Genomic DNA, 21,067 nt, shown 5'->3' on the forward strand with positions numbered 1-21,067 from the left:
GGCGCGCTTGGCTGCCGGGACTGGCAGCTTGGAGACGGAGGGGCAGATTGTCGGGTATTATGCTTTCAAGACAGATTTCTTGCTTCGCAAGGGGCGCGCAAAGAAAATGGTCTTGATGGATGTGGCAGGCGACAGCATGGAACCGGTCTTGATGGATTCTGACACGGTCCTAATTGATGAAAGCCAGGATCAGATTATATCAGGCGGGCTTTTCGCCGTTGGAATTGAGCACGAAGTCTTCGTGAAATACTTGGACCGCATACCTGGTAAGCTCATCTTGCGGAGCAAGAATCCGACATATAGCCCGATTGAGGTGGATATGAACGGCGATCTTGCGTCTTCGGTGCGGATCATCGGCCGGGTGGTCTGGAGCTGCCGAGAGTATGTGCGCTAGACCGGGTAAGCCTTCTTAATTTGCCTGATATTTTCTATTCGCTTCGGCCGGTTTTCTCATCTTGCCTTCTGGGCGTCTCGCTCGTCTTCTGCACGCCCTGAAGTCCACGTCAGTCCTACGTTTAGCCTCCTTCCGTCCTGTCCGATCCAGGCCCCAGGCCCTTTCTCACTTTGCCTGACTCCCTATACGGACCCGATTTATCCGCAATCCCAAATCCCCCTGTCATCCGGTCCACCCCACCCGTTTTGTCCCCCAGGTTTTTCCGGCCTGGCGGAGATTGTTATTTTTATATGTTATTTCAGTGTGTTGAAATATTTAGAACGATTTTGAACGCGGACTTCGCCTGGATTATGTGTAATTTCAGTTGGATGCATCGAATCCATCGAAATTTGAAATTTTGGGATGCCGGGATGGGCCGGGTCGCGCGGGCGAAATGAGCCGGAAAATGAGAGCGTGACGAGGCGCTACACAATGCGCAGAGGGCTGCGCGTGGGGGAGATGGACGGGGAGAGGTTCGATTAGGGCGCATGCTGCGGGTGCGCCGTTTTATCGGACTGTGTGTGTTCGCATAGAGCGAAACTGTATGACAACAAATTAACTCAATATTTCAATTGACTAAGGTTTGTGCTCATTTTAGATCACACTTTGAAATTGAAGAGGGAGTGTTTTTATAGTGGTTTGCATGATAACAAACAAGGGCGTGCTATAAGATTAGATTCCTGGCCCCTGGAGTAAGTGTAAGTTTCATATTTCGCCATTGAAAACAGTGTATCCATGAGAGAAAACAATGTCAGATTTTCGCTTCGTCGTCATGGGCGATTCACGTAGCAATGATCTTAGCAGTTACATCAATACAGCAGTATTGGGAAGCGCGAACCAAAGTATTTCGGCCCTCAACCCGTCCGCCGACTTTGTGATCTTCTTGGGTGACGATTCCGTGCTGGGCGACGCTGACTTCAACGGGACCAATAACTTTACTTATCAAGACTGGTACAACTTCATGCGCACGCCGCCAACGGGCTTGCCTGCCCAGACACCCATATATCTAGTGATCGGGAATCATGAATTGTATCAGGCATCTTTGGGAGATACGGTCTCGTCTTACACGAGCCAAACGGGCTACCAAACCTTTATGGCTCAGAATACAATGTTGTCGCCCACCACGTTCATGCCCAAGACCACCAGCCATCCCGGTTATGAAAACCTCGACTATTCTTTCACATCTTCAGACGGGCAGTCGCTTTTCGTGGTCCTGGATGGATTTTATGTCCCCTCGTCACCGAGTGCTCCCTACTCAGATCCCGGCTCTCTGGATTATAACCAACTCACTTATCTAAACAATACTCTGTCCAGCAGTACAGCCACAACCAAGTTCGTAATCACGCATAATCCGACTTTTTCGCCGAATTATGAAAACTACGACACTGCCGTGTCCGCTAGCATGGGCCAGTACTGGCAAATCTTGGACAACAACAATGTCGCAGCGGCCTTTAGTGGGCATGACCATTTGTATTCACGTGTGATGGTTGATTCCAGTTTTACCAGTGGCTCCTCCGATCCCAATCCTGGCTTGTATTTCAAAAATACGATCCCGCAAATCATCGCCGGTTCGGTCGGAGCGCCCCTCACCGGCACCGTCACGAATGAAGCAAGCACCATCTATGCCCCTGCAAGCTGGAACGTGAAAAATCTTTATAATTACTCGGTGGTGGACGTGCACAATTCCGATACCGATTCCGGAGTATCGACGGTGACGGTCAATACCTATACCAGCGATGGGATCAGCCCATGGACCCTTAGCGACTCCTTCACCGAAATCAACTCTCCTACGGACGGCCGCGTCTTTACCGTCCCATCCTCCTCCAGAGCAACCGGTTTGCAGTTGCTGCAGAACAACGGGACCAGCCAGTCGGGGCTTCACAACTCCTACATCTCTACTTCATCGGTAGCGAGTGGCCTCCTCGAGACTATTTCTTCATCATCAATGAAACAGGGGTTGCAGTTGTCGCAATACAGTGGAGTTTAGACGAAGAGTATATGACTTTGACATGGACGCCATGCCGTTTATTAGTTGTTTTTTTATGTTGTACTTATGAATGTCTTGCAGTTTTTCTCGATTGTCGCTTATTCATATGGGGTCTTGTAAGATGATCAGTTGCCCGTGTAAAATGATCACTTCCCGCGATCCCACCCCCATCCCTTTTGTCCCACCTTGCCCGTTCGTCGGCGCTGGATCTCTGGAATCGTATTGAATTTCGGCATGTTGACAGATTTTGAACGAATTTGAACGCGAATTTCGTGTGGATCGCGTGTGATTCCGGTCGGATGCGTCGAATTCGTCGAATTTTGAAATTTTGGGATGCCGCGGCAGGCTGGGCCGCACGGGTGAAAGGAGCCGGAAAATGGGGGCTTGGCGAGGTGCGCCGCAATGCGCAGTCTTGTGCGCGTTGGGGAGAGGGGGAGATTGTGGAGCGTTCACCCTCATGGTCGAGGACGACGCAGAAAGGGAAAAGCCTACGGGGAGCGACGATAGCGCTTCAAAAAAAGAGGATCAGCCCAAAGTCGGGATTTCCGGTAGACCCGCCGCAGAACGAAGCGATGCGGAAATTTCGATTTTCCGAGACGCAGATCGCCTGTCAAGCTCCTCGAACTCGTCGATCTCCGCGACCAGCGACAGGATTCGCAGCGGAATGCGCAGCGTTGCGGCGTTGAGCGTCATGCTGCTGCACCTTCATTTCCATCCATTCCCAATAGGCACACGCGTCTACATTTGTTTTGAGGGACCCGCGGACGGTTGGTCGACTTGCACCTTCCCGCCATCGGCCAGGTCGACCGGCGGGTTGAGCACCACCTTGTCTCCGGCCTTCACCCCCTCGCCCACCTCCACTTCGGTGCCGAAGTCACGAACCACGGCAATTTTTCGGATTCGAGCCACACCGTTTTGCACCACGACCACCTGCATGCCCGCCTTGTTGAAGATGACCGCCTCGCTGGGCACGAGAAGGGACGGCGTGCGCCGGGGCACCTGCAGGGCGACATTGCAGTATATGCCGGGGGTCAGGGCGCCGTCGGCATTTTGCACGTCGATTTCAGTGAGCAGCGTGCGCGTGTTCGGCTGCAAGGTGTTCGCGACCCTGGTCACTTGGCCGGGAAATGTCCGGCCGGGAATCTCCGGCACGCGCACCACGGCGGCGACGCCGGGCGTGACGCCAACGGCCGCGTCCTGGGGCACGTAAAGCTGGATGCGGATCACGTCGCCACGCGACAGGGCGAACAGGGCCGTGCCGCTGGTCGCGTCGGCCTGGACCAGGCTGCCGTTGTCGACGTTGCGCTGCGTCACGACTCCGTCAAAGGGGGCGGCCACCCTCTGGTAGTCCTTCTGCTGCCGCAGCACCTTGATCTGTTCCCGCTGCGCCTGAACGGTGGCCTCGGCGGAGTGCACGTCGCTGGCCCTGGCCTCCAAGGTCAAACGGGCCACGTCGCCATCCTGCAGGCTCACATAACCCTGGTCCACCAATTTGGCGTTGCGGTCCCACGTCACCTTGGCCAGGTCCCGATTGGCCTTGGCCTGGGCCAAGGCGGCCTCGTTCTGGGCCAGGGTCGCCTCGGCCAGGGCGATCTGGTGGTCAAGCTCGGGCGCGCTGATCCGGGCCAGGATGTCCCCGGTCTTGACCCGAGAGCCGATGTCCACGAACCGTTTTTCGATGTAGCCGCTGGCTCGGGCAAAGACACTCACGGCCTCGAAGGCGCTCGTCGTCGCCGGGAGGGTCAGGGTGAAGACCGCATCACTTGTCCGCACATCGCCGAGACGGACCCTGGCCGCCGCGTTCCGGGTTGCGGCGGCGGCTTCCAGGACCTGCCCGTTTTCCTCATGTTGCCGCCACGCTCCATAGGCCAGGGAGGCGGCAAAAAGGACAAGGACACCAGCCCCGAGCAGCCAGCGGCCAGACGGCCCGGCTGCGCTTTCCGTACGGGCGGGGGGCGTTCCCGGAGCTTGCGGGACGTCCGGGGCCTGGGCGTCGCGAGGTGTTTTTCCTCTTGTGTTCATTTGGGGAGCTCCTCAAAGACTCCGTGCGCCTTTTTGCCGTCGTTTCCCTTGCGCAGCACGGCGAACAGATAGGGCACGACGAACAGGGTCGTCGGGGTGGCGAACAGCAGGCCGCCGATGACGGCCCGGGCCAGGGCGGCGTTTTGCTCCTCGCCCGGCCCGCCGATGGCCATGGGGATCATGCCCGCGACCATGGCGGCGGCGGTCATGAGCACGGGCCGGATGCGGGTGTGTCCGGCCAGGACGGCCGCTTCGAAGGCCGGCATGCCTTCCTGCTGCTTTTCGTGGGCGAAGGTGGCGAGGAGGATGGAGTTGGCCGAGGCCACGCCAATGGCCATAAGCGCTCCCATGAGCGAGGGGACGCTCAAGCTTGTGTGCGTGACGAAGAGCATGAAGAGGATGCCGCAAAAGGTCATGGGCAGCGCCAGGATCACGACGAGGGGCACGCCGAAGTTCTGGTAGTTGACCACCATGAGCAGGTAGACGAACACCGCCGCGAAAAGCAGCCCGACGCCGAGGTCGGCGAAGGCGTTGTTCATGCTCTCGATTTGTCCCGTCACCTGGATGGTGTTGCCTGGTTTGAGTTTCGGGGAGAGCTCCTTGACGATCCTGTCGATGTCCCTGGCCACGCTGCCGAGGTCGCGCCCCTGGATGTTGGCATAGACCTCGTAGACCGGCTGCACGTTGGTCTGGTTGGCATTGGTCGGCAGGACGCTGCGGGAGATGGTGGCCACATTGCTGAGCAGCCCGGGCACCGGATCGCCTGTGGGCGAAGCGGCGGTCGTGACCGGTGTGTTGCTGAGATCATTTAAGGAACCGACGCGAAACTCCGGCGTCTGGACGGCCAGATAATACGGGATGCCCGACTTGGGGTCTGACCAAAAATTGGGCGAGACCTGGACCGAGGAACTGAGGCTCACGTTCAGGTTGCCGGCGATGGCGTTGGCCGTCAGCCCGAACTGGGCGGCCCGGGCCCGGTCGATGTCGACGAAAAGCTCCGGGTTGTTGAGTTCCTGCTGGATATGGGCATCGACAATGCCGGGAACGGCTTCGATGCGCTGACGCAGTTCCTTGGCCACAGCCAGGTTGGTGGTCCGGTCGAAGCCCACGGTCCGGACATTGATCTGGGCCGGTATGCCGAAGTTGAGGATCTGGGTGACCATGTCCGCGGCCTGGAAGTAGAAGGTGACGCCGGGGAACGCCGCGGGCAGAGCTTCCCGCAGTTTGCGGATGTAACGGGCCGAGGGGGCATGGTCCTCGTTGAGGGAGACGAGGATCACGCCGTCGTTGGCGCCGGTGGCCGTGCCGTCGGCGAAGGCCAGGTTGTACACCCTGGCCGGCAGGCCGATGTTGTCCACGATCAGCGCCCGGTCCTTTTCCGGGATGATTTCCCGGATCTTGTCCTCCACGGCCTGGAAGATCTCCTCGGTCTTTTCGATGCGGGTTCCGGCCGGAGCCCGGACATGCAACTGGATCTGGCCGCCGTCGATGAGCGGGAAGAAGTCACGCCCGACGAAGACGTACAGCACGCCGCCGAGAAGCAACATGACGCCGACCAGGGCAGGGGCCAGGACGCGCCGCGTCAGCAGGACGGTCAGCATCTCCCGGTAGTGCCCGCGCATCCGCTCGAAGCCGGCGTTGAACCTTTCGTGGAAGCGGGTGAACCGGCCTTGGGCCTTGCCGTCGGCGTGGCGTTCGGTGCGAAACAGCAGACCGATCAGAATCGGCGTCAAGGTCCGCGACAGGCCGTAGGAAGCCAGCATGGCGAAGACCACGGCCAACCCCAGCGGCGTAAACAGGAATTTGGCCGGCCCCTCCAGGAAAACCAGCGAAGTGAACACGCAGCAGATGGCCAGGGTGGACACCAGCGTCGGCACGGCGATGCCCGCCGCGCCGTAGAGGGTGGCCATGGCCGGAGGCATCCATTCCTCGGTACGCAGGCGGTGCGTGTTCTCGATCGTCACGGTGGAGTCGTCCACCAGGACGCCGATGGCCAGGGCCAGGCCGCCAAGCGTCATGGTGTTGATGGTCTGCCCCAGAAAGTTGAGCATGATCAGCGACGAGAGGATGGAGAGCGGGATCGAGGTCATGACCACCAGGGTCGATTGCCAGGACCCGAGAAAAAGCAGGATCATGATCGCCGTCAGGACGGCGGCGATGAGTCCCTCGCGCACCACGCCGGCCACCGAGTTGGCCACGAACACCGACTGGTCGAACATCTCGTGGATGGAAAGATTCGGGGGGGCGGCCTTGCGGGCGACGCCCAGGGCGGCCTTGACGCCACGCACCACATCCAGGGTCGAAGCGTTGCCGTTTTTGATGATCGACAGGAGCACGGAACGCCGGCCTTCCGATCGGACAACGTTTTGCTGCACCTGGAACCCGTCGCGCACCTGCGCCACATCCTTGAGGAAGATCGTCGCCCCGCCCGCGAGCTTGATCGGGATGTCGTTGAGGGCATCCAGGGAGGGGGCCATGGCGTTGGTGCGGACCACGAACTGGGTGTCGCCGACCTTGGCCGTGCCGGAGGGCAGGGTCAGGCTCTGGGCGTTGACCGCGGTCACGACATCCATCGGGGTCAGGCCCGTGGCCAGAAGCTTGGCCGGGTCCAGGTCCACCATGATCTGCCGGTATCGCCCGCCGGCCGGGGCGGGCATGGTCACTCCGGGCACGGGAGTCAGACGCTGGCGCAGATTGTACATCCCGTAGTCAAAAAGCTGTTGCTCGGACATGTCGTCCGAACTCAGGCTGATCTGCAGGACCGGAATGCTCGAGGCATTGTACTGCACCACGATCGGCGCCTGGATTCCGGACGGCATGAGGGCGCGCACGGAATTCGTCCCCGAGACGATCTGCGCGATGGCCAAGTCCAAGTTCACATCGGGCTGAAAGTAGACTCTCTGGACGGAAATGCCATTGAGCGTCTGTGCTTCGATGTTGCGGATGCCCGTGACGTTGCCGCTCAAAGCGTACTGGCTGTAGGTGGAAACGCGCTGTTCCATCTCCGGAGTGCTCAGGCCGGAGTACTGCCAGATCACGGTGACGACCGGAATGTTGATTTCCGGAAAGATGTCGGTACGCATGGTTCGAATGGCTGTTACGCCAAGGAACAGTATAAGAAGGACCACGACATAAAAGGTGTGTGGCCATCTCAGGGCGAAACGAACAATTCCCATACTTTTTTCCAGGTTTCCTTTGCCAAAAGCGGGGCAGGGAATGCCGGCGTGCGCCGACTGCATTCGAAGCCGGTTTCCGATGCGGCGTGCCCGCCTGCCAGGGGGACAAGGGGCCGGTCGCGCTGCAAGGGGGAACCGCAGGACGCGGCCGGCGCGACATCATCCTGGGACCGGAAAGCGCGAGACCTCGATGCAGGCAGCCGTTCGGCCGCATTCTTCGAGGCGCGGCTTTCCATTGGAGAGATAAGCAGGCCGGCAGCGGAACGGAACACCTATTCCTGGCGAATGCTTGCCTGATCGTCTTACCCCCGCGATCATCCGACACGACGACAGAGCAATAGGCAACAATCTGATCGGATCGTTTATTCCTGCGGAGTCCGAAGCGGCGTAGAAAGACATCTGAATAAAAATCTGGTATTATTGAAGAAATTTTTGAGTAGGACAAACAGTCGAGGGGTGGTTGATGAGCGAAAAAAATCAAGAGGTTTGGTTTGTCACCTACATGAAGGAGATGAAGATGGGCCATGGTCGGTATGCGTTAGTCCGGGTGTAGGATGGGGCTGCCTTGCGCAGCGTGCTTGGCGCTTGGCCCTGTCCAAGGTGTTTGATTGCAATTCACTGAGAAGTGTTGTGCCAAGTGGACTTCCGCTCGTGGAGGTCCACTTTTTTACGAAGAAAGAACGGTCGGCCGTCTATCGGTCCAGGGGACTGGAAAAGAGATTGTGACCGGCACTGGTCCCAACGAACAGGCTGTTGGGGCGGGCGGTTGTCCGGGCGCACCCGGCCATCCCCCGCCGGCTTGCCCGGCGCAGAGCGAACCGCGTCCTCGGTCATCCCCAGATGCGTACAAGCTCATGAGGCCGGTTTGTCTGCAAGTTGGCGGATGCTCTTGATGTCGCGCAGCGGAGGCGCGCCAAACATGCGGCTGTATTCACGGCTGAACTGCGTGTGGCTCTCGTAGCCCACTTGGAACGCCGCTGAAGCCGCGTCCAGATGTTCCGTAAGCATCAACCGGCGGGCTTCATGAAGCCGCAGGGACTTCTGGTACTGTAGCGGGCTCATGGAGGTGACAGCCCGGAAATGGCGGTGAAAGGTCGAAGCGCTCATGCGGGCATGGTTGGCGAGTTCTTCGACCTGAAGCGGCCGATTGAAGTTTTCCTTCAACCAATCGAGGGCCTGTGCGATCTGGTGACTCTGCGTTCCCGCGGCCCCCATTTGGCGAAGGCGATCCCCCTGGTCCCCCACAAGCAGTCGGTAAAGAATCTCCCTTTGCACAAGGGGGGAAATGATTGGAATATCCTCTGGTGTGTCAAGCAGGTCGATCAAGCGGATAAAGGCGTCGAGAATGGGCAAGGTCACCTCGCTCACGGCCATGGCGCGGCCGGCTTGTTGTGACCTTGGCAAACGAACGTCACTGTTCATAAACATTTCTGCAATCAAACGACGGTTGAGTTTCAAAAAAAGACCGAGAAAAGGCTTCTCGCGACTTGCTTCGATGACTTGAGCTACAACAGGGAGATTTACAGATGTTATAAGGAAATGGTAGGCGTCGTATGTATAGATTTCCTTTCCGAGCAATACACGCTTTGCTCCCTGTGCAACGAGACAAAGGCTTGGGTCATGCATATAGTGCGTCAGTTGGGTCGGCGTGTCGTATTGGCTTAATGTGAAATCTGGTATTTGTGTCGTGTGTCGCCCTTTTTTGTTTGTCCATTTGGCAATTCGATCGCCAAGTGATTTTCGCGTAATGATTATATCGTCAGGCGTCCACACCTTGTTGCTGTCACGGCTATGCATGTTGCCCCCTTTGTCTCTATCCGTCGGAGAATATCGCTACCCTGTTTCTGTTGAGTCGGTAGATATGGATATGCTCTATGAGATTGGGCCTGCTGTCCCCTGCAATCGACCATCCTGGCCATCGGCGCGGCGCGATCAACCCGCGGCGCGACTTGTTTCTGTCGAAAAGGGCTGCTGGTTGTAGTGGCAACACGCTGCTTTCATAAAAATTAATATTTCAATACGTCCATTCTGTTCGAGGGCAAAGATACAATTCTCTCTAAAATTTGCCTAATTTTGTCATCGCGACCTGGCCTCGAATGAGATTGTGCCCGGTGCTCCAGTCCCTCTCCTCGAGGGACAGCCGCGTCCTCAGCCGACGTATTCCGTCATAAAGCGGCAACATGCTGTTTTTCAAGTCGATCATCGGCTCGTCGTGCCCTCCCTAAAGATCCTCAAGCGCCTTGGGGCAATTCTTCGTTCCCTTATTTCGTTCGATCAGGCAACAATTAGGCAGGATCGTACTACCCGTTTCTGATCGCGCGGGATTAGATAATGGACAGTGTTTCCGAGGAACCCCTAACTCAGGAGGCGACCATGGAAAAAGCCATGCAAAACAACATCGAAGGTAAAATCGTCGTTATTACGGGTGCCAGCAGCGGGTTGGGCGCGGCAACCGCCAGACTTCTTTCTTCACAGGGTGCGGCCGTCGTCTTGGGCGCGCGCCGGATGGACCGTCTTCAGGCATTGGTAAGCGAATTGACAAACGCCGGCGGCAAGGCGCTGGCGAAAGCCACGGACGTTACGGACTGCGGTCAGGTCAAAAATCTCGTCGATGTCGCCGTCCAGTCTTACGGACGCGTCGATGTCATGCTCAACAATGCCGGCCTGATGCCGCATTCCCCGCTCGAGCGTCTCAAGGTTTCCGAATGGAACGAGATGATCGACGTGAACATCAAGGGGGTTCTCTACGGCATTGCGGCTGCGCTCCCGCATATGCAGCGGCAGAAATCCGGGCATGTCATCAACGTCTCGTCCGTGGCCGGACACAAGGTGCACGCCGGCGGCGCGGTGTATTCGGCAACCAAGTACGCGGTTCGCGCCCTTTCCGAAGGGCTTCGCCAGGAAGTGAAGCCGTACAACATCCGGACGACGATCATCTCTCCCGGGGCGGTGGATACGGAACTGCCAAGCAGGATCACCGAGCCGGATGTCGCGGCGAACATTCGCAAATTCTACGATGCCTTTGCGATCCCGCCTGAAGCGTTCGCCCGCGCGGTCGTCTATGCCATGAGCCAGCCCGAGGACGTGGACGTGAACGAGATTGTCTTCCGTCCCACGGGCCAGGAATACTAAGGCGCGCTCCCAATAGCCGCGAAAAGCGGAGTCGCTATGCTCACTGCAAAACGCCAACAGGTGCAACAGCCATGGAGACAGCCATGTTAAAGACCTATAACGACGGCAAGGGGCTTGATTCTTCCCGGCGGGCGTTCCTGAAGCTCGCCGCGACCGGTTTCCTGGCCGGTCTGGTCGCGCCGTTTCTCCCGCGCCTGGCCGCCGCACAGACCGCCGCGGCCAAATCCGGCAAGAAAATCCTTGTCGTCTACTACTCCAGGACGGGAAACACCCGGGAAGTCGCCGACCGGATCCATCAGTTCGTGGGGGGCGACCTCGTCGCCATGGAAACCGTGAACCCCTACCCCGGCGATTACAGGGAAACGACCAGGCAGGCCAAGCGGGAATTGGAATCGGGTTATCGGCCGCCGATCAAGACCAAGATTCCCGATCTCGCCTCCTACGACATGGTGTTTCTCGGTTCGCCGAATTGGTGGGGAACGATCGCCATGCCGGTCATGACTTTTCTTTCGGAAAATGACCTGTCCGGAAAGACCATCGCCCCCTTCATGACCCACGGCGGCAGCGCTCTCGGTCGAAGCCGCGCCGATATCGAAGGACTTTGCCCAAAGGCAACCGTTCTGGATGGTCTCGCCATTCCTGGAACATCTGTAAAAACGTCACAGCAGGACGTTGCCGCTTGGCTGCGTTCGATGGGAATGCCTGTCTAGGCGGGCAAGCGCGTCGGCAGATAACCGGACAGTGTTCGAGCCCGCGAAAGAAATCGTTGAGGAGAGAAACCATGTGCATGGAAGATTTGAGCAAGAGCGTCATTTTTCCCATTGGAGGAAAGTTCGAGAGCAAGAACTTCGCCGGCACCGTATGGGTCAATATGCTTACGCCCGTGGGCTCGGCCTTGCCTATCGCAAACGTGACCTTTGAACCGGGCTGCCGCAACAGTTGGCACAAGCATGCGGGCGGCCAGATTCTCCTCGTGACGGGCGGACGCGGCTATTACCAGGAATGGGGCAAGCCGGCCCAGGAGCTGCACCCGGGGGATGTGGTCGGCATCCCCGCCGAGGTGAAGCACTGGCACGGCGCGGCCAAGGACAGCTGGTTCGTGCACCTGGCCATTGAAGTCCACCCCGAGAAGGGGCCGGCGACCTGGCTGGAGCCCGTGGCCGACGCGGACTACGACGCGTTGAAGTAAGGAGCGTCCCGCGGCTATCTATCGGCCATCCCAGGACCTTGACCGCCTTGCGTTGCTTGAATGAAATTTTGCCGGGAAAAAAGGGCGACAGCGCCTGACGCCAGTGCATTGCCCGTAACGATCAAGACGGATGTTGTGAAAAGCGTCATTGCATGCTGACCTCCCTGGAGTGGAGAAAAGACCATGCTCAAGAAACTCGGCTTCGGCTGCATGCGGCTGCCGCTCCTCAATAAAGAGGATCAGACTACGGTCGACATGAAAACATTCAGCAAGCTCGTCGATATGTTTCTGGAGAAGGGATTCACCTATTTCGATACGGCGTTGACCTACCACAGTTTCAAGAGCGAGGATTTCGTCCGGGAAGCCCTGGTCAAGCGCCACAAGCGAGACGCTTTCCTTCTGGCCACCAAGCTGCCGCCCAGAATGCTCACCGCCGCAGAGGAGCAGGGACAAATATTTGGCGAGCAACTCAAAAAATGCGGCGTTGATTTCTTCGATTACTACCTTCTGCACAATATCGGGGTCAGCGCCTACCAGAAGGCCTGTCAGTACGATTCCTTCGGATTCGTACAGCAAAAAAAGCGGGAAGGGAAAATCAGGCATGTCGGCATGTCCTTCCATGATACCCCCGAGCTGCTTGACGAGATCCTGACAGCCCATCCCGAACTGGACTTCGTGCAACTGCAAATCAACTACATCGACTGGGAGAATCCCGGCATCCAGTCACGGCGATGCCACGAGGTCGCCAGAAAGCACGGGATGCCGATCATCGTCATGGAGCCCTGCAAGGGCGGCAACCTCGCCCAGGTCCCTCCGCAGGCCGAAGCGATTATGAAGGCCTATGCTCCGGACGCGTCCATCCCGTCTTGGGCCGTCCGGTTTGCGGCCAGCCAGGAAGGCGTCTTCATGGTGCTCAGCGGCATGAGCACGATGGAACAGGTGCTCGACAACACGTCGTATATGGCGGATTTCAAGCCGTTGTCCGAGGAAGAGTATCAAATCATTGCCCAAGTGGCCGATATTATCAACAAGGATGCGGCAATCGACTGCACGGCCTGCCGGTACTGCGTCGAGGGCTGTCCCGGCAATATTCCAATTCCTGATTACTTCGCCTTGTACAACAGTTCCAAGCGCGCCGTCACCACAAACATTTCCAGCCAGTTCGTCTACTACCTCAACCTGGCCTCCACCCACGGCAAGGCCGGCGACTGCATCGCCTGCAAGGCCTGCGAGGAGGCTTGCCCGCAACATCTGCCCATAGCGGCACTCATGAAGGACGTGTCCGAGACTTTCGACAACGGTCCCGGGCTGCCCACCAGGTAGAAGGAGGCGCGCCATGAGCGAGACAAGCATTTTGATGGCTTTCTATTCCCGGGCCGGCATGAACTACGTGGGCGGCAACATCGTGGACCTCCCCGTGGGGAACACTGCCGTCGCGGCGGGCATGATCCGGGACCTGACCGGGGGCGATCTCTTCAAGATCGAAACGGTCAAGCCCTATCCGGCCGGCTACCATGAGACCACCGACGTGGCCAAGGCGGAGCTGCGCAATGACGCCCGCCCCGAGTTGGTCGGGCGGGTGGCCGACATGGCGAAATACGATGTGGTCTGCCTGGGCTATCCCAACTGGTGGGGGACCATGCCCATGGCCGTGTTCACCTTTCTGGAATCCTACGACTTCGCGGGCAAGACCATCGCCCCGCTTTGCACCCACGAGGGCAGCGGCATGGGGCGCAGCGAAAACGACATCAAAAAGCTCTGCCCTGGAACCAAGGTCCTGGAGGGCCTTCCCGTCAGGGGCGGGAGCGTCCATGGCGCTGCAAGCGATATTGCCGGCTGGCTCAGGAGACTGGGCCTTGTCGCATGACGGCGCGCAGGGAGCACTGCATGAAAGTGATTCTGGTAAACGGCGGTCCGCATCCCAAGGGATGTACTTTTACCGCCCTGTCGGTCGTTATCCTTTCACGCCCGGACTTCTCGCGGTTTGGTCAGACGCAACGCCCACGGGCACGCCGCAAAACAAATACTGCCGCGGCTTGGGCGGCAACGGCGGTATTGGGGCGGGGTGCGTGCTGTGACGGCGGGAAAAACCTGGGCGGCGCAGCAATCAGGGACGCCGTGGGTGATGTTTCCGCTTCAGTTGCGGCGCTCAAGACAAAAAGAGTTCGCGGCCCAGGCCGGGTGCGCCTTCTCGCTTCCCTTGCGGCCAGTTGTCATCTTGCTCAAGCGCTCACGATCGGACGATGTTCTCAAGGGGTCAGGAGCGGGGCGGTCATGCGGCCTCGGTTGGCCGGCCTTGGGCTTGCGCCCGTTTCCTTGCCCGGCGCAGGCCGCAGAAAAGGGCCAGCATGGCCAAGGGGCCGAGGATGTCCGTGTAGAAGATCACGCCGGCGTTGTTCGGGGCGAAGTTTCCGGCCCGCATGGAGGCGACGTGGCCGCCCGCCGCGCCGAGCAGGAAGACGGATTGGGCGACGGCCAGGCCAAGCCAGGAGGCCGGCCGGGTGAAGGGCGCCAGGAGCCCGGCGACGCCGAAACCGAAATTGGCCAGGCCCACCTCGAACTGAAAGGGGCTCGGGGCCCAGCCGATGGAGGCGGCCGTCTGCCCGGCGAAAAAGACGTGTCCGACCCCGCCCCAGACGCCGCCGACCCCGACGAAGAAAAAGACGAGGTACTTGAGGACGTCTTCCAGGCGTTCGGCCCCGCGCGCCCCTTTCCTGGCGGCCGCGGCCAGGCCGAAGAGCGGCCCGGCCGCGAGCAGGACGCCGCTGCCGAAGTCGGGCAGGGCCGACGCGGCGACAAACGCGGCCAGGGCCAGCAGGAAGGCGGCGAGACGTTCCATGGCGACTCCTCTCCGGTTTCAAGGCTGCGGTCGTAGGCGCGTGGCCTGTGCCGCGAGCCTGGGAGCTTCCCTTCTCCATTGCCTTGTTCGCGACCGGCAGGCAAGCCGTCCGGCCATGGCCCGCCTCCCCAAGGTCCTGGGCGGCCGCAGGACACGCCTTGCCTTGGCTGGCGTGCGCACAAGGATGCCACTGGGACGGCGAGGGCGGGTCGCTTCCCCGCGTCCTTCGAAAGAGGACGGCCCCGGGCTTGCGGGCGTTTGCTTCACCCGCGCCCAAGGCTCCCGAGATAAGCGCCGAACATGTCGGCCATGGCCTCGGCGTAGGCGTCGATCTCGGCGGGTAGGCGGGGCGTTTGCGAAAACTGCTTTCCCACCGTGCGCAGCGTCGTCCAGAGCAGCTCGCCCGCCAGCGTCCGCGTCGCGTCCGGGGCCTTTGGCAATGCCTCCGTCATGAAGTTCTTGAAGATGCCGTCTCCCCTCGACCTCGCCTCCTGCGCCTCGGGCGCGTCGCGGTAGAGGGGGGCGGCGTCGTTGAGCGCCACGCGCATCGCGGCCTCCTCGCATTCCGAGCGGAGGAAGGCGTGGACCAGGCTGCGCAGCCGCCCAAGGGGAGGCTTTCGGGTGTCCTCAAGAATATCGCGAAGCAGATTCGCCGTTTGCCGCCATTCGTCGCTCTGGAGTCGGAACAGAATGGCCGCCTTGTTCGGAAAATACTGGTACAGCGAGCCGACGCCCACTCCGGCCTTCTCCGCCACGCGCGCCGTGGTGAAGCGCCGCACCCCTTCCTGGGCCAGAACCTGAACCGCTGCCTCCAAAATGACGGCCACGAGTTCCGTCGACCTGGCCTGCCTGGGTTGTTTTCGTTGGGAAATCGGCGTGATTCGGCGATCGGTCATGGGGCCTCCGCAATGCGAATTGTGAAGCTGAACAATTCATCGCATTTTGGTCCGGCGAAAACACGCAGTCAACTTCAAACCGGAGGCTTGCATGACGACCCTGACCACCACGCCGCTTGCGCCCCTGCTCGACCGTTTGTTCAAGGAGGCCGACGCGAACTCGCCGGCGGCTGACCCGGCGTTGGCCGGCCTGTCCGCCACGGAGCGGGAGCGCCTCATGCGGAGCAAGACCGAGTACCTCGATTTCTACGGACGCCTGAAGGACTATCCCCTGGCCGTCTCGAGGGAGACGGGAACCCTGCTCTATATGCTGGCGCGGACTTGCCGGGCGCGGACCATCGTCGAGTTCGGCGCTTCGTTCGGCATCTCCACCCTGCACCTTGCCGCGGCCCTGCGGGACAACGGCGGCGGCCTGCTGATCACCAGCGAGTTCGAGCCCTCCAAGGCGGCGCGGGCGCGGGAAAACCTCGCGGCCGGGGGGCTTCTCGACCTGGTGGAGGTCCGGGAGGGCGACGCGCTGCGGACGCTGGGCGCGGATCTCCCCGACACCATCGACCTGCTTTTGCTCGACGGCGCCAAGGCGCTTTATTCCGAGATCCTCGATCTGGTGGAAAGCCGCCTCAAGCCGGGGGCGTGCATCGTCGCCGACGACGCCGATCGCAGCCCCGACTACCTGGCGCGCGTGCGCTTGCCGGCAAATGGCTACCTGTCCGTGCCCTTCGGCGGCGACGTCGAGCTGAGCATGCGACTCGGCCGCGCATGACCGCGGCCTGCGACGCGGCAAAGCCCGAGCCGTTCAGGCTCGGGCTTTGCCGCGATCGCAGCGCGCCGCCGAAACGCCGGGCATACCGCAGGCCAGGGTAGCTTTAGCCGTAAAATCGGCATGGCTCCCTTCATGCCCCTGAATTCCGCTACAACAATCAGGGGAATTCCTGACAGCGCCGCTGCCGATTTCGCGATAAGCCTCCATACGACGGGAAGCATCGGGAGAACGGCGTGGGCAAGGCGCGAAGGCTCCCGTTGCCGCCGGAGTGTGGAATTCCGTGGAGGAGTACCTTATGGAGATGCAAAAGCAGCGGGAACAAAACAGGGCTTGGGCCAGGATCGTGACCAAGGCCTGGGTCGACGAGGCTTTCAAGCGTCGCCTGCTGGAGATGCCGGCGACGGTGTTGGCGCAGGAGGGCTTCGAAATCCCCGGCGGCATGGCCATGACCGTGGTGGAAATCACGGACGGGCAGGGCTGGCTGGTGCTGCCGCGAAAACCCGTGGGGGACGTCGAGGTGGGCGAGATCCGGATCGCCGCGGCCCCTTACTGCGTAAGCTACAGCGAGTGATTCGAGGACGCGTGTTCGGGACGTGCCGCTGCAAACCGGCAACGAGGATCGCATGGACACGAGGAAGCAGCAGGATCGGAGCCGGGTTTGGGCCAGGATCGTGGCCAAGGCCTGGGCGGACGAGGCCTTCAAGGAACGTTTGATGGCGTCGCCGGCGGCGGTGTTGGCGCAGGAGGGCTTCGAAGTCCCCCAGGGCATGGCCATGACCGTGGTGGAAGCCTCGGACGGCCAGGGCTGGCTGGTACTGCCGCGAAAGGCCTTGGCAGACGATCCCGAGGCCGAGGCCCGCATCGCCGCGGGGATTTGCGCCCCCCTGTTCTAGCCCGGCGTCTTCGGCATGAAGGAATCGTCGGAAACATCGGCCAGGCCGCGGCTGCACCCTTGGCTGCTGCCGCTGCCGGCCGCAGCGGAAACGCCGGACGGCGGCGAAGCCAGGGTCCTGCTCGCCGAGACCGCGCCTTTGCGGCTTGTCGGCCCGCTTTTCGTCGCCCTGCTTGGCCTGCTCGACGGCAGCCGGACCGAGGAGGAGATCGTCGACGCCCTGTCCGGGCGGTTCGCTCCGGCGGAAGTCCACTACGGACTGCTGCGGCTGCGCCAACAACGGCTCCTGGGCGCAAACGGGCGGGACGTCCGCTGTGAAGCGGACGTCCTGACGGTGCGCCTCGGGGGCGATCCGCAGTCGCTTTCCCGACGGCCGCGCCTGGAGGTGGCGGCCGTCGGCGGGCTCGCCCCCGGGGCTCTGGCCGAGGCCCTGGCGAACGGCGGGGCCTTTTCCGTGGACGTGGCCGGGAGCTCCACGGCCCCGCCTTCCCCCGGGGCGATCCGGATCGTGGTCACGCCCGGTTACCTGGAACCCGAGCTCGCCGTCGTCGACCGCCTGGCCTTTGAGGCCGGCTGGTCCTGGCTTCCGGTCAAGCCGTGCGGCATCGAACCCTGGATGGGGCCGCTTTTTTCGCCCGGCCGCACCGCCTGTCTGGAGTGCCTGCTCCACCGCCTGCGCGGCCACCGGCCGCAAGAGGCGCGCCTGGCCCGGGAAAACGGCCGCCCGCCCCGCCTGGCCAGGGGCGTGGCCCCGTATTCCCTGGCCGCCCTGGCCGGGCTGCTCGGCCTGGAGCTGGCCAAGGCCGTCTCCGGGAGCCCCGGGGCCTTCCTGGGCAAGGGCGTGGTTTCCCTCAACCTCGAAACCCTCGCCCTGACGCGCCACGAACTGATCCGGCGGCCCCACTGTCCGGCCTGCGGCCAAGGGGGACCGGTGGCGCTGGCCGGGGTGCCGCAGGCGCCCCTGGTGCTGTCCTCCCGGCCCAAATCCGGACACACCGACGGCGGGGAACGGATCAAGGGCGCCCGGGAGACGCTGGCCGGCCTCGAACCGCGCCTTTCCCCCATCACCGGCGAGGTCGGCGAACTGGCGGCCTCCAGGGACATTCCCGAATGCTTCGGCCATGCCGTGACCGCCACCTGGGCCACGGTCCGGGACGTCGGGGGCGACTGGACCGAGGGTCGGAGCATGGCCGTCGGCATCGCCTCGGGCAAGGGCCGCAGCGAATCCCAGGCCAGGGCCAGCGCCCTGGGCGAGGCCCTGGAACGCTACTGCGCCCAGCATTTCGGCCACGAGCCGCGCCTTACCGCCGCCTACGACGCCGTCAGGAGCCAGGCCGTGCATCCCGGCCTGCTCAACCCCTTCAGCCCGAGCCAGTACGCGGACCGGGAAGGTTGGGCCAGGCGGGGGAGGACGGGGTTCGTCCCCGAGCCCTTCGACGAGGCCGCGCCCATCGACTGGACCCCGGCCTGGTCCCTCACCCGCCGGGCCTGGCGGCTCGTGCCCTCCGCCTGCGTCTATTACGCCTACCCCGAGGCGGCCGGCGGCCGGTTCTGCCGTGGGGACTCCAACGGCGTGGCCGCGGGCAATTGCCTGGAAGAGGCCGTCATGCAGGGATTTTACGAACTGGCCGAGCGCGACGCCGTGGCCGTGTGGTGGTACAACCGGCTGCGCCTGCCGGCCCTGGACCTGGACGGCTGCGGCAGCGCCCTGGTCCGGGAGGCGGCCGCCGGTCTGGCCCGGCGCGGCTACCGCCTCCACGTGCTCGACTTGACCAACGACCTGGCCGTCCCGGTCCTGGCCGCCGTGGCCTTGCACGAGGCCGATCCCGAGGCCGAACCCCTGCTCGGCTTCGGCGCCCACGCCGGGGTTGGCATCGCCCTGGACCGGGCCGTGGCCGAACTCGGCCAGTGCCTGGCCTTCGTCAAGCGCGTCGGCGTCAACGCCCCCCACCGCCGGGTCACGGGGGAAAACCTCTCGGCCATGGCGTTCCTGCGCCCCCGGCCGCAGGCCGCGCCAAGGCCCGTCGCGGCGTTCGCAAGCCGGACATCCGACGACTTCCTCACCGACATCGAGGAGGCGACGGCCATGCTGCGCGGGCTCGGGCTCGAGATGCTGGTCGTCGACCTGAGCCGGCCCGAGGTGGGGCTGCGCGTGGCGAGGGTCATGGTCCCCGGGCTGGTCCACTTCTGGCCGCGCCTGGGGGCGGCCCGGCTGGCCGAGGTCCCGGTGAAGCTCGGCTGGCTGCCGGCCCCGCTGCCGGAAGAAGCCATGAACCCCGTGCCCTTTTTCTTCTGAGGCGGCCATGGTCGCGGTGCAGTACCGGCTGCGGCCGGAAGTGGACCTGTTCGCCGCCGGCCCCGGGGTCACGCTTCTGGCCAGGAGCGCCGAAAAGGCCGTGACCCTGGGCACGGCGTCGCTGGCGGCCATGGCCAGGGCCTTGCAAGCCGGCTGGATGACCGAGGAGGAGGCGGTCTCCGGCCTGGACGAACCGAGCCGGGGCTATCACGCTCTTTTCGTCATGGGCCGGGCCTGGCTGCTGGAAGCCCGGCTGACGCAGGGCGGGGCGGTCCTGTTCTCGGTTTCGCCGTCCCTCCCGGACATCGTCTGGAAGGCCCCGGGCGGCCCCGCGGGCAGGTACGTCCTGAACCGATACGCCTTCGTGCGCCGGGTCGACGGAGCGGCCCTGCTGGAAAGCCCGCTGACGCCCTGTCGCGTCGCGGTCCGCCAGCCCGGACTGGCCCGGCTTCTGGCCGACCTTTGCGCCCAGGCGCTCCCGGACGTCGTCGAAGGCGAGGCCGCGATCCTCCTTGGCGTCCTGGCCAGCCTTGGCTGCGCCGAGAAGGCGGGCGAAGACGGCGGGGCGTGCGATCCCATGCGCTATTGGGAATTCCACGACCTGCTTTTCCACGTCCGCAGCCTGCGCGGCAAAAGCGCCCATCCCCATGGCATGACCTACCGGTTCAAGGGGGTCGTGCCCTCGCTTCCGGTGGTCCGGCCTCCCGTCGGCGGCGAGGTCGTGGACCTGGCCGAGCCCACGGCCGAGATGGCGGGCCGCCTGGCCAGCCCCCTGTCCGAGGTGCTCGCGGCAAGGGCCTCGCGCCGGGAGTTCGCCGCCGGCCCCGTGTCCCTGGACGTCCTGGCCGCCTTCCTCTTCGCCGTCGCCAGGGTGCGCGAGATCCGGCACGTGCCGGAGCACGACGAGGCGCTTTCCCGGCGTCCCTCGCCGAGCGGCGGCGCGCGCCATGCCTTGGAGACCTATCTTCTCGTCCGCAGCTGCCGGGAGCTGCCCCCCGGCTTCTACCATTACGACCCCCTCGGCCACCGCCTGGAGCGCCTCCCGGTCGACCCCGCGGACCTGGCCAGCCTGTCGGCGGACAATCCCCACGACTACCAAAGCCCGGAACCGCCCCAGGTCACCCTGTACTTCTCGGCCCGCATCGGCAGGGCGGCCTGGAAATACGAAGCCATCGCCTACAAGGTCGTCAACCAGGACCTGGGCTGCCTGTACCAGACCTGCTACCTGGCGGCCACGGCCCTGGGTCTGGCGCCGTGCGCCATCGGCACGCTGGATTCGGCCCTGCTCGGCCGGGTCAGCGGCATCGACTGGCGCGAGGAACCCTTTGTCGGCGTCTTCACCCTGGGAGTGCCGGTTGCCCCGTGAGCACGCGCCCCTCGTCCCGACCCCGGACGCCGGTTGGTTCGTCCACAACCCCCTCGCCGGCGAGACGCTCAGGCTC

18 protein-coding genes are annotated in these 21,067 nt (G+C 62.3%); 12 read left to right on the forward strand and 6 right to left on the reverse strand.

What is annotated here, in order from left to right; translation table 11 throughout:
• Together Q1K70_RS20165 and Q1K70_RS20170 are read left to right on the forward strand one after the other, a co-directional pair.
• On the forward strand, positions 1-394 hold a 394-nt coding region (locus Q1K70_RS20165), incomplete at its 5' end, for a S24 family peptidase (protein WP_300158780.1).
• A 787-nt stretch (positions 395-1,181) separates the two neighbouring features.
• A complete protein-coding gene (locus tag Q1K70_RS20170; RefSeq protein ID WP_300163842.1) occupies positions 1,182-2,420 on the forward strand; it encodes a metallophosphoesterase in 1,239 nt (412 codons plus the stop codon).
• A gap of 525 nt (positions 2,421-2,945) precedes the next feature.
• Here Q1K70_RS20170 and Q1K70_RS20175 read toward each other — a convergent pair.
• The 4 genes from Q1K70_RS20175 to Q1K70_RS20190 all read right to left on the reverse strand — a co-directional run bounded on the left by Q1K70_RS20175 (position 2,946) and on the right by Q1K70_RS20190 (position 9,415).
• Positions 2,946-3,113, reverse strand: a complete 168-nt coding sequence (locus Q1K70_RS20175) for a hypothetical protein (RefSeq protein ID WP_300163845.1) — start codon at positions 3,111-3,113, stop codon at positions 2,946-2,948.
• A gap of 45 nt (positions 3,114-3,158) precedes the next feature.
• Positions 3,159-4,442, reverse strand: a complete 1,284-nt coding sequence (locus Q1K70_RS20180; protein ID WP_300163848.1) for an efflux RND transporter periplasmic adaptor subunit — start codon at positions 4,440-4,442, stop codon at positions 3,159-3,161.
• Complete coding sequence (locus Q1K70_RS20185) at positions 4,439-7,618, reverse strand: efflux RND transporter permease subunit (protein ID WP_300163851.1); 3,180 nt, start codon at positions 7,616-7,618, stop codon at positions 4,439-4,441. The genes Q1K70_RS20180 and Q1K70_RS20185 overlap by 4 nt, the downstream gene beginning before the upstream one ends.
• 852 nt (positions 7,619-8,470) lie before the next feature.
• Entirely contained in the window at positions 8,471-9,415 is a 945-nt protein-coding gene (locus tag Q1K70_RS20190; RefSeq protein WP_300163854.1) for an AraC family transcriptional regulator, read from the reverse strand.
• A 576-nt stretch (positions 9,416-9,991) separates the two neighbouring features.
• Between Q1K70_RS20190 and Q1K70_RS20195 the strand changes: the two genes are divergently transcribed.
• The 5 genes from Q1K70_RS20195 (at position 9,992) to Q1K70_RS20215 (ending at position 13,806) form a co-directional block, all read left to right on the forward strand.
• Entirely contained in the window at positions 9,992-10,750 is a 759-nt protein-coding gene (locus Q1K70_RS20195) for an SDR family oxidoreductase (RefSeq protein WP_300163857.1), read from the forward strand.
• Between the two features lie 83 nt (positions 10,751-10,833).
• Entirely contained in the window at positions 10,834-11,460 is a 627-nt protein-coding gene (locus Q1K70_RS20200; RefSeq protein WP_300163860.1) for a flavodoxin, read from the forward strand.
• A 71-nt stretch (positions 11,461-11,531) separates the two neighbouring features.
• Positions 11,532-11,939, forward strand: a complete 408-nt coding sequence (locus tag Q1K70_RS20205; protein ID WP_300163863.1) for a cupin domain-containing protein — start codon at positions 11,532-11,534, stop codon at positions 11,937-11,939.
• A 183-nt stretch (positions 11,940-12,122) separates the two neighbouring features.
• Positions 12,123-13,262 carry an aldo/keto reductase gene (locus Q1K70_RS20210; RefSeq protein ID WP_300163866.1) on the forward strand — a complete coding sequence of 380 codons (1,140 nt, stop codon included), beginning with the start codon at positions 12,123-12,125 and terminating at the stop codon, positions 13,260-13,262.
• A gap of 13 nt (positions 13,263-13,275) precedes the next feature.
• Positions 13,276-13,806 carry a flavodoxin gene (locus Q1K70_RS20215; RefSeq protein WP_300163869.1) on the forward strand — a complete coding sequence of 177 codons (531 nt, stop codon included), beginning with the start codon at positions 13,276-13,278 and terminating at the stop codon, positions 13,804-13,806.
• A gap of 405 nt (positions 13,807-14,211) precedes the next feature.
• Here Q1K70_RS20215 and Q1K70_RS20220 read toward each other — a convergent pair whose 3' ends face one another.
• Complete coding sequence (locus tag Q1K70_RS20220; protein WP_300163873.1) at positions 14,212-14,778, reverse strand: DUF6790 family protein; 567 nt, start codon at positions 14,776-14,778, stop codon at positions 14,212-14,214.
• Between the two features lie 263 nt (positions 14,779-15,041).
• Positions 15,042-15,674: a TetR family transcriptional regulator gene (locus Q1K70_RS20225; protein WP_300163876.1), complete on the reverse strand. Its 633-nt coding sequence runs from the start codon at positions 15,672-15,674 to the stop codon at positions 15,042-15,044.
• Between the two features lie 91 nt (positions 15,675-15,765).
• On the opposite strand from Q1K70_RS20225, the gene Q1K70_RS20230 reads away from it, so the two are divergent.
• The 5 genes from Q1K70_RS20230 (at position 15,766) to Q1K70_RS20250 (ending at position 20,991) form a co-directional block, all read left to right on the forward strand.
• Positions 15,766-16,437, forward strand: coding sequence for a class I SAM-dependent methyltransferase (locus Q1K70_RS20230; RefSeq protein ID WP_300163879.1), 672 nt, complete (start codon positions 15,766-15,768; stop codon positions 16,435-16,437).
• A gap of 295 nt (positions 16,438-16,732) precedes the next feature.
• Positions 16,733-17,008 carry an NHLP leader peptide family RiPP precursor gene (locus Q1K70_RS20235; protein ID WP_300163882.1) on the forward strand — a complete coding sequence of 92 codons (276 nt, stop codon included), beginning with the start codon at positions 16,733-16,735 and terminating at the stop codon, positions 17,006-17,008.
• Positions 17,009-17,060: 52 nt separating this feature from the next.
• Entirely contained in the window at positions 17,061-17,330 is a 270-nt protein-coding gene (locus Q1K70_RS20240) for an NHLP leader peptide family RiPP precursor (RefSeq protein WP_300163885.1), read from the forward strand.
• A gap of 15 nt (positions 17,331-17,345) precedes the next feature.
• A complete protein-coding gene (locus Q1K70_RS20245; protein ID WP_300163888.1) occupies positions 17,346-19,625 on the forward strand; it encodes a TOMM precursor leader peptide-binding protein in 2,280 nt (759 codons plus the stop codon).
• A 7-nt stretch (positions 19,626-19,632) separates the two neighbouring features.
• Positions 19,633-20,991 carry a SagB family peptide dehydrogenase gene (locus Q1K70_RS20250; RefSeq protein ID WP_300163891.1) on the forward strand — a complete coding sequence of 453 codons (1,359 nt, stop codon included), beginning with the start codon at positions 19,633-19,635 and terminating at the stop codon, positions 20,989-20,991.
• Positions 20,992-21,067 lie beyond the last annotated feature (76 nt).

Source organism: Solidesulfovibrio sp., assembly GCF_029978005.1.
Taxonomy (GTDB): Bacteria; Desulfobacterota; Desulfovibrionia; order Desulfovibrionales; family Desulfovibrionaceae; genus Solidesulfovibrio.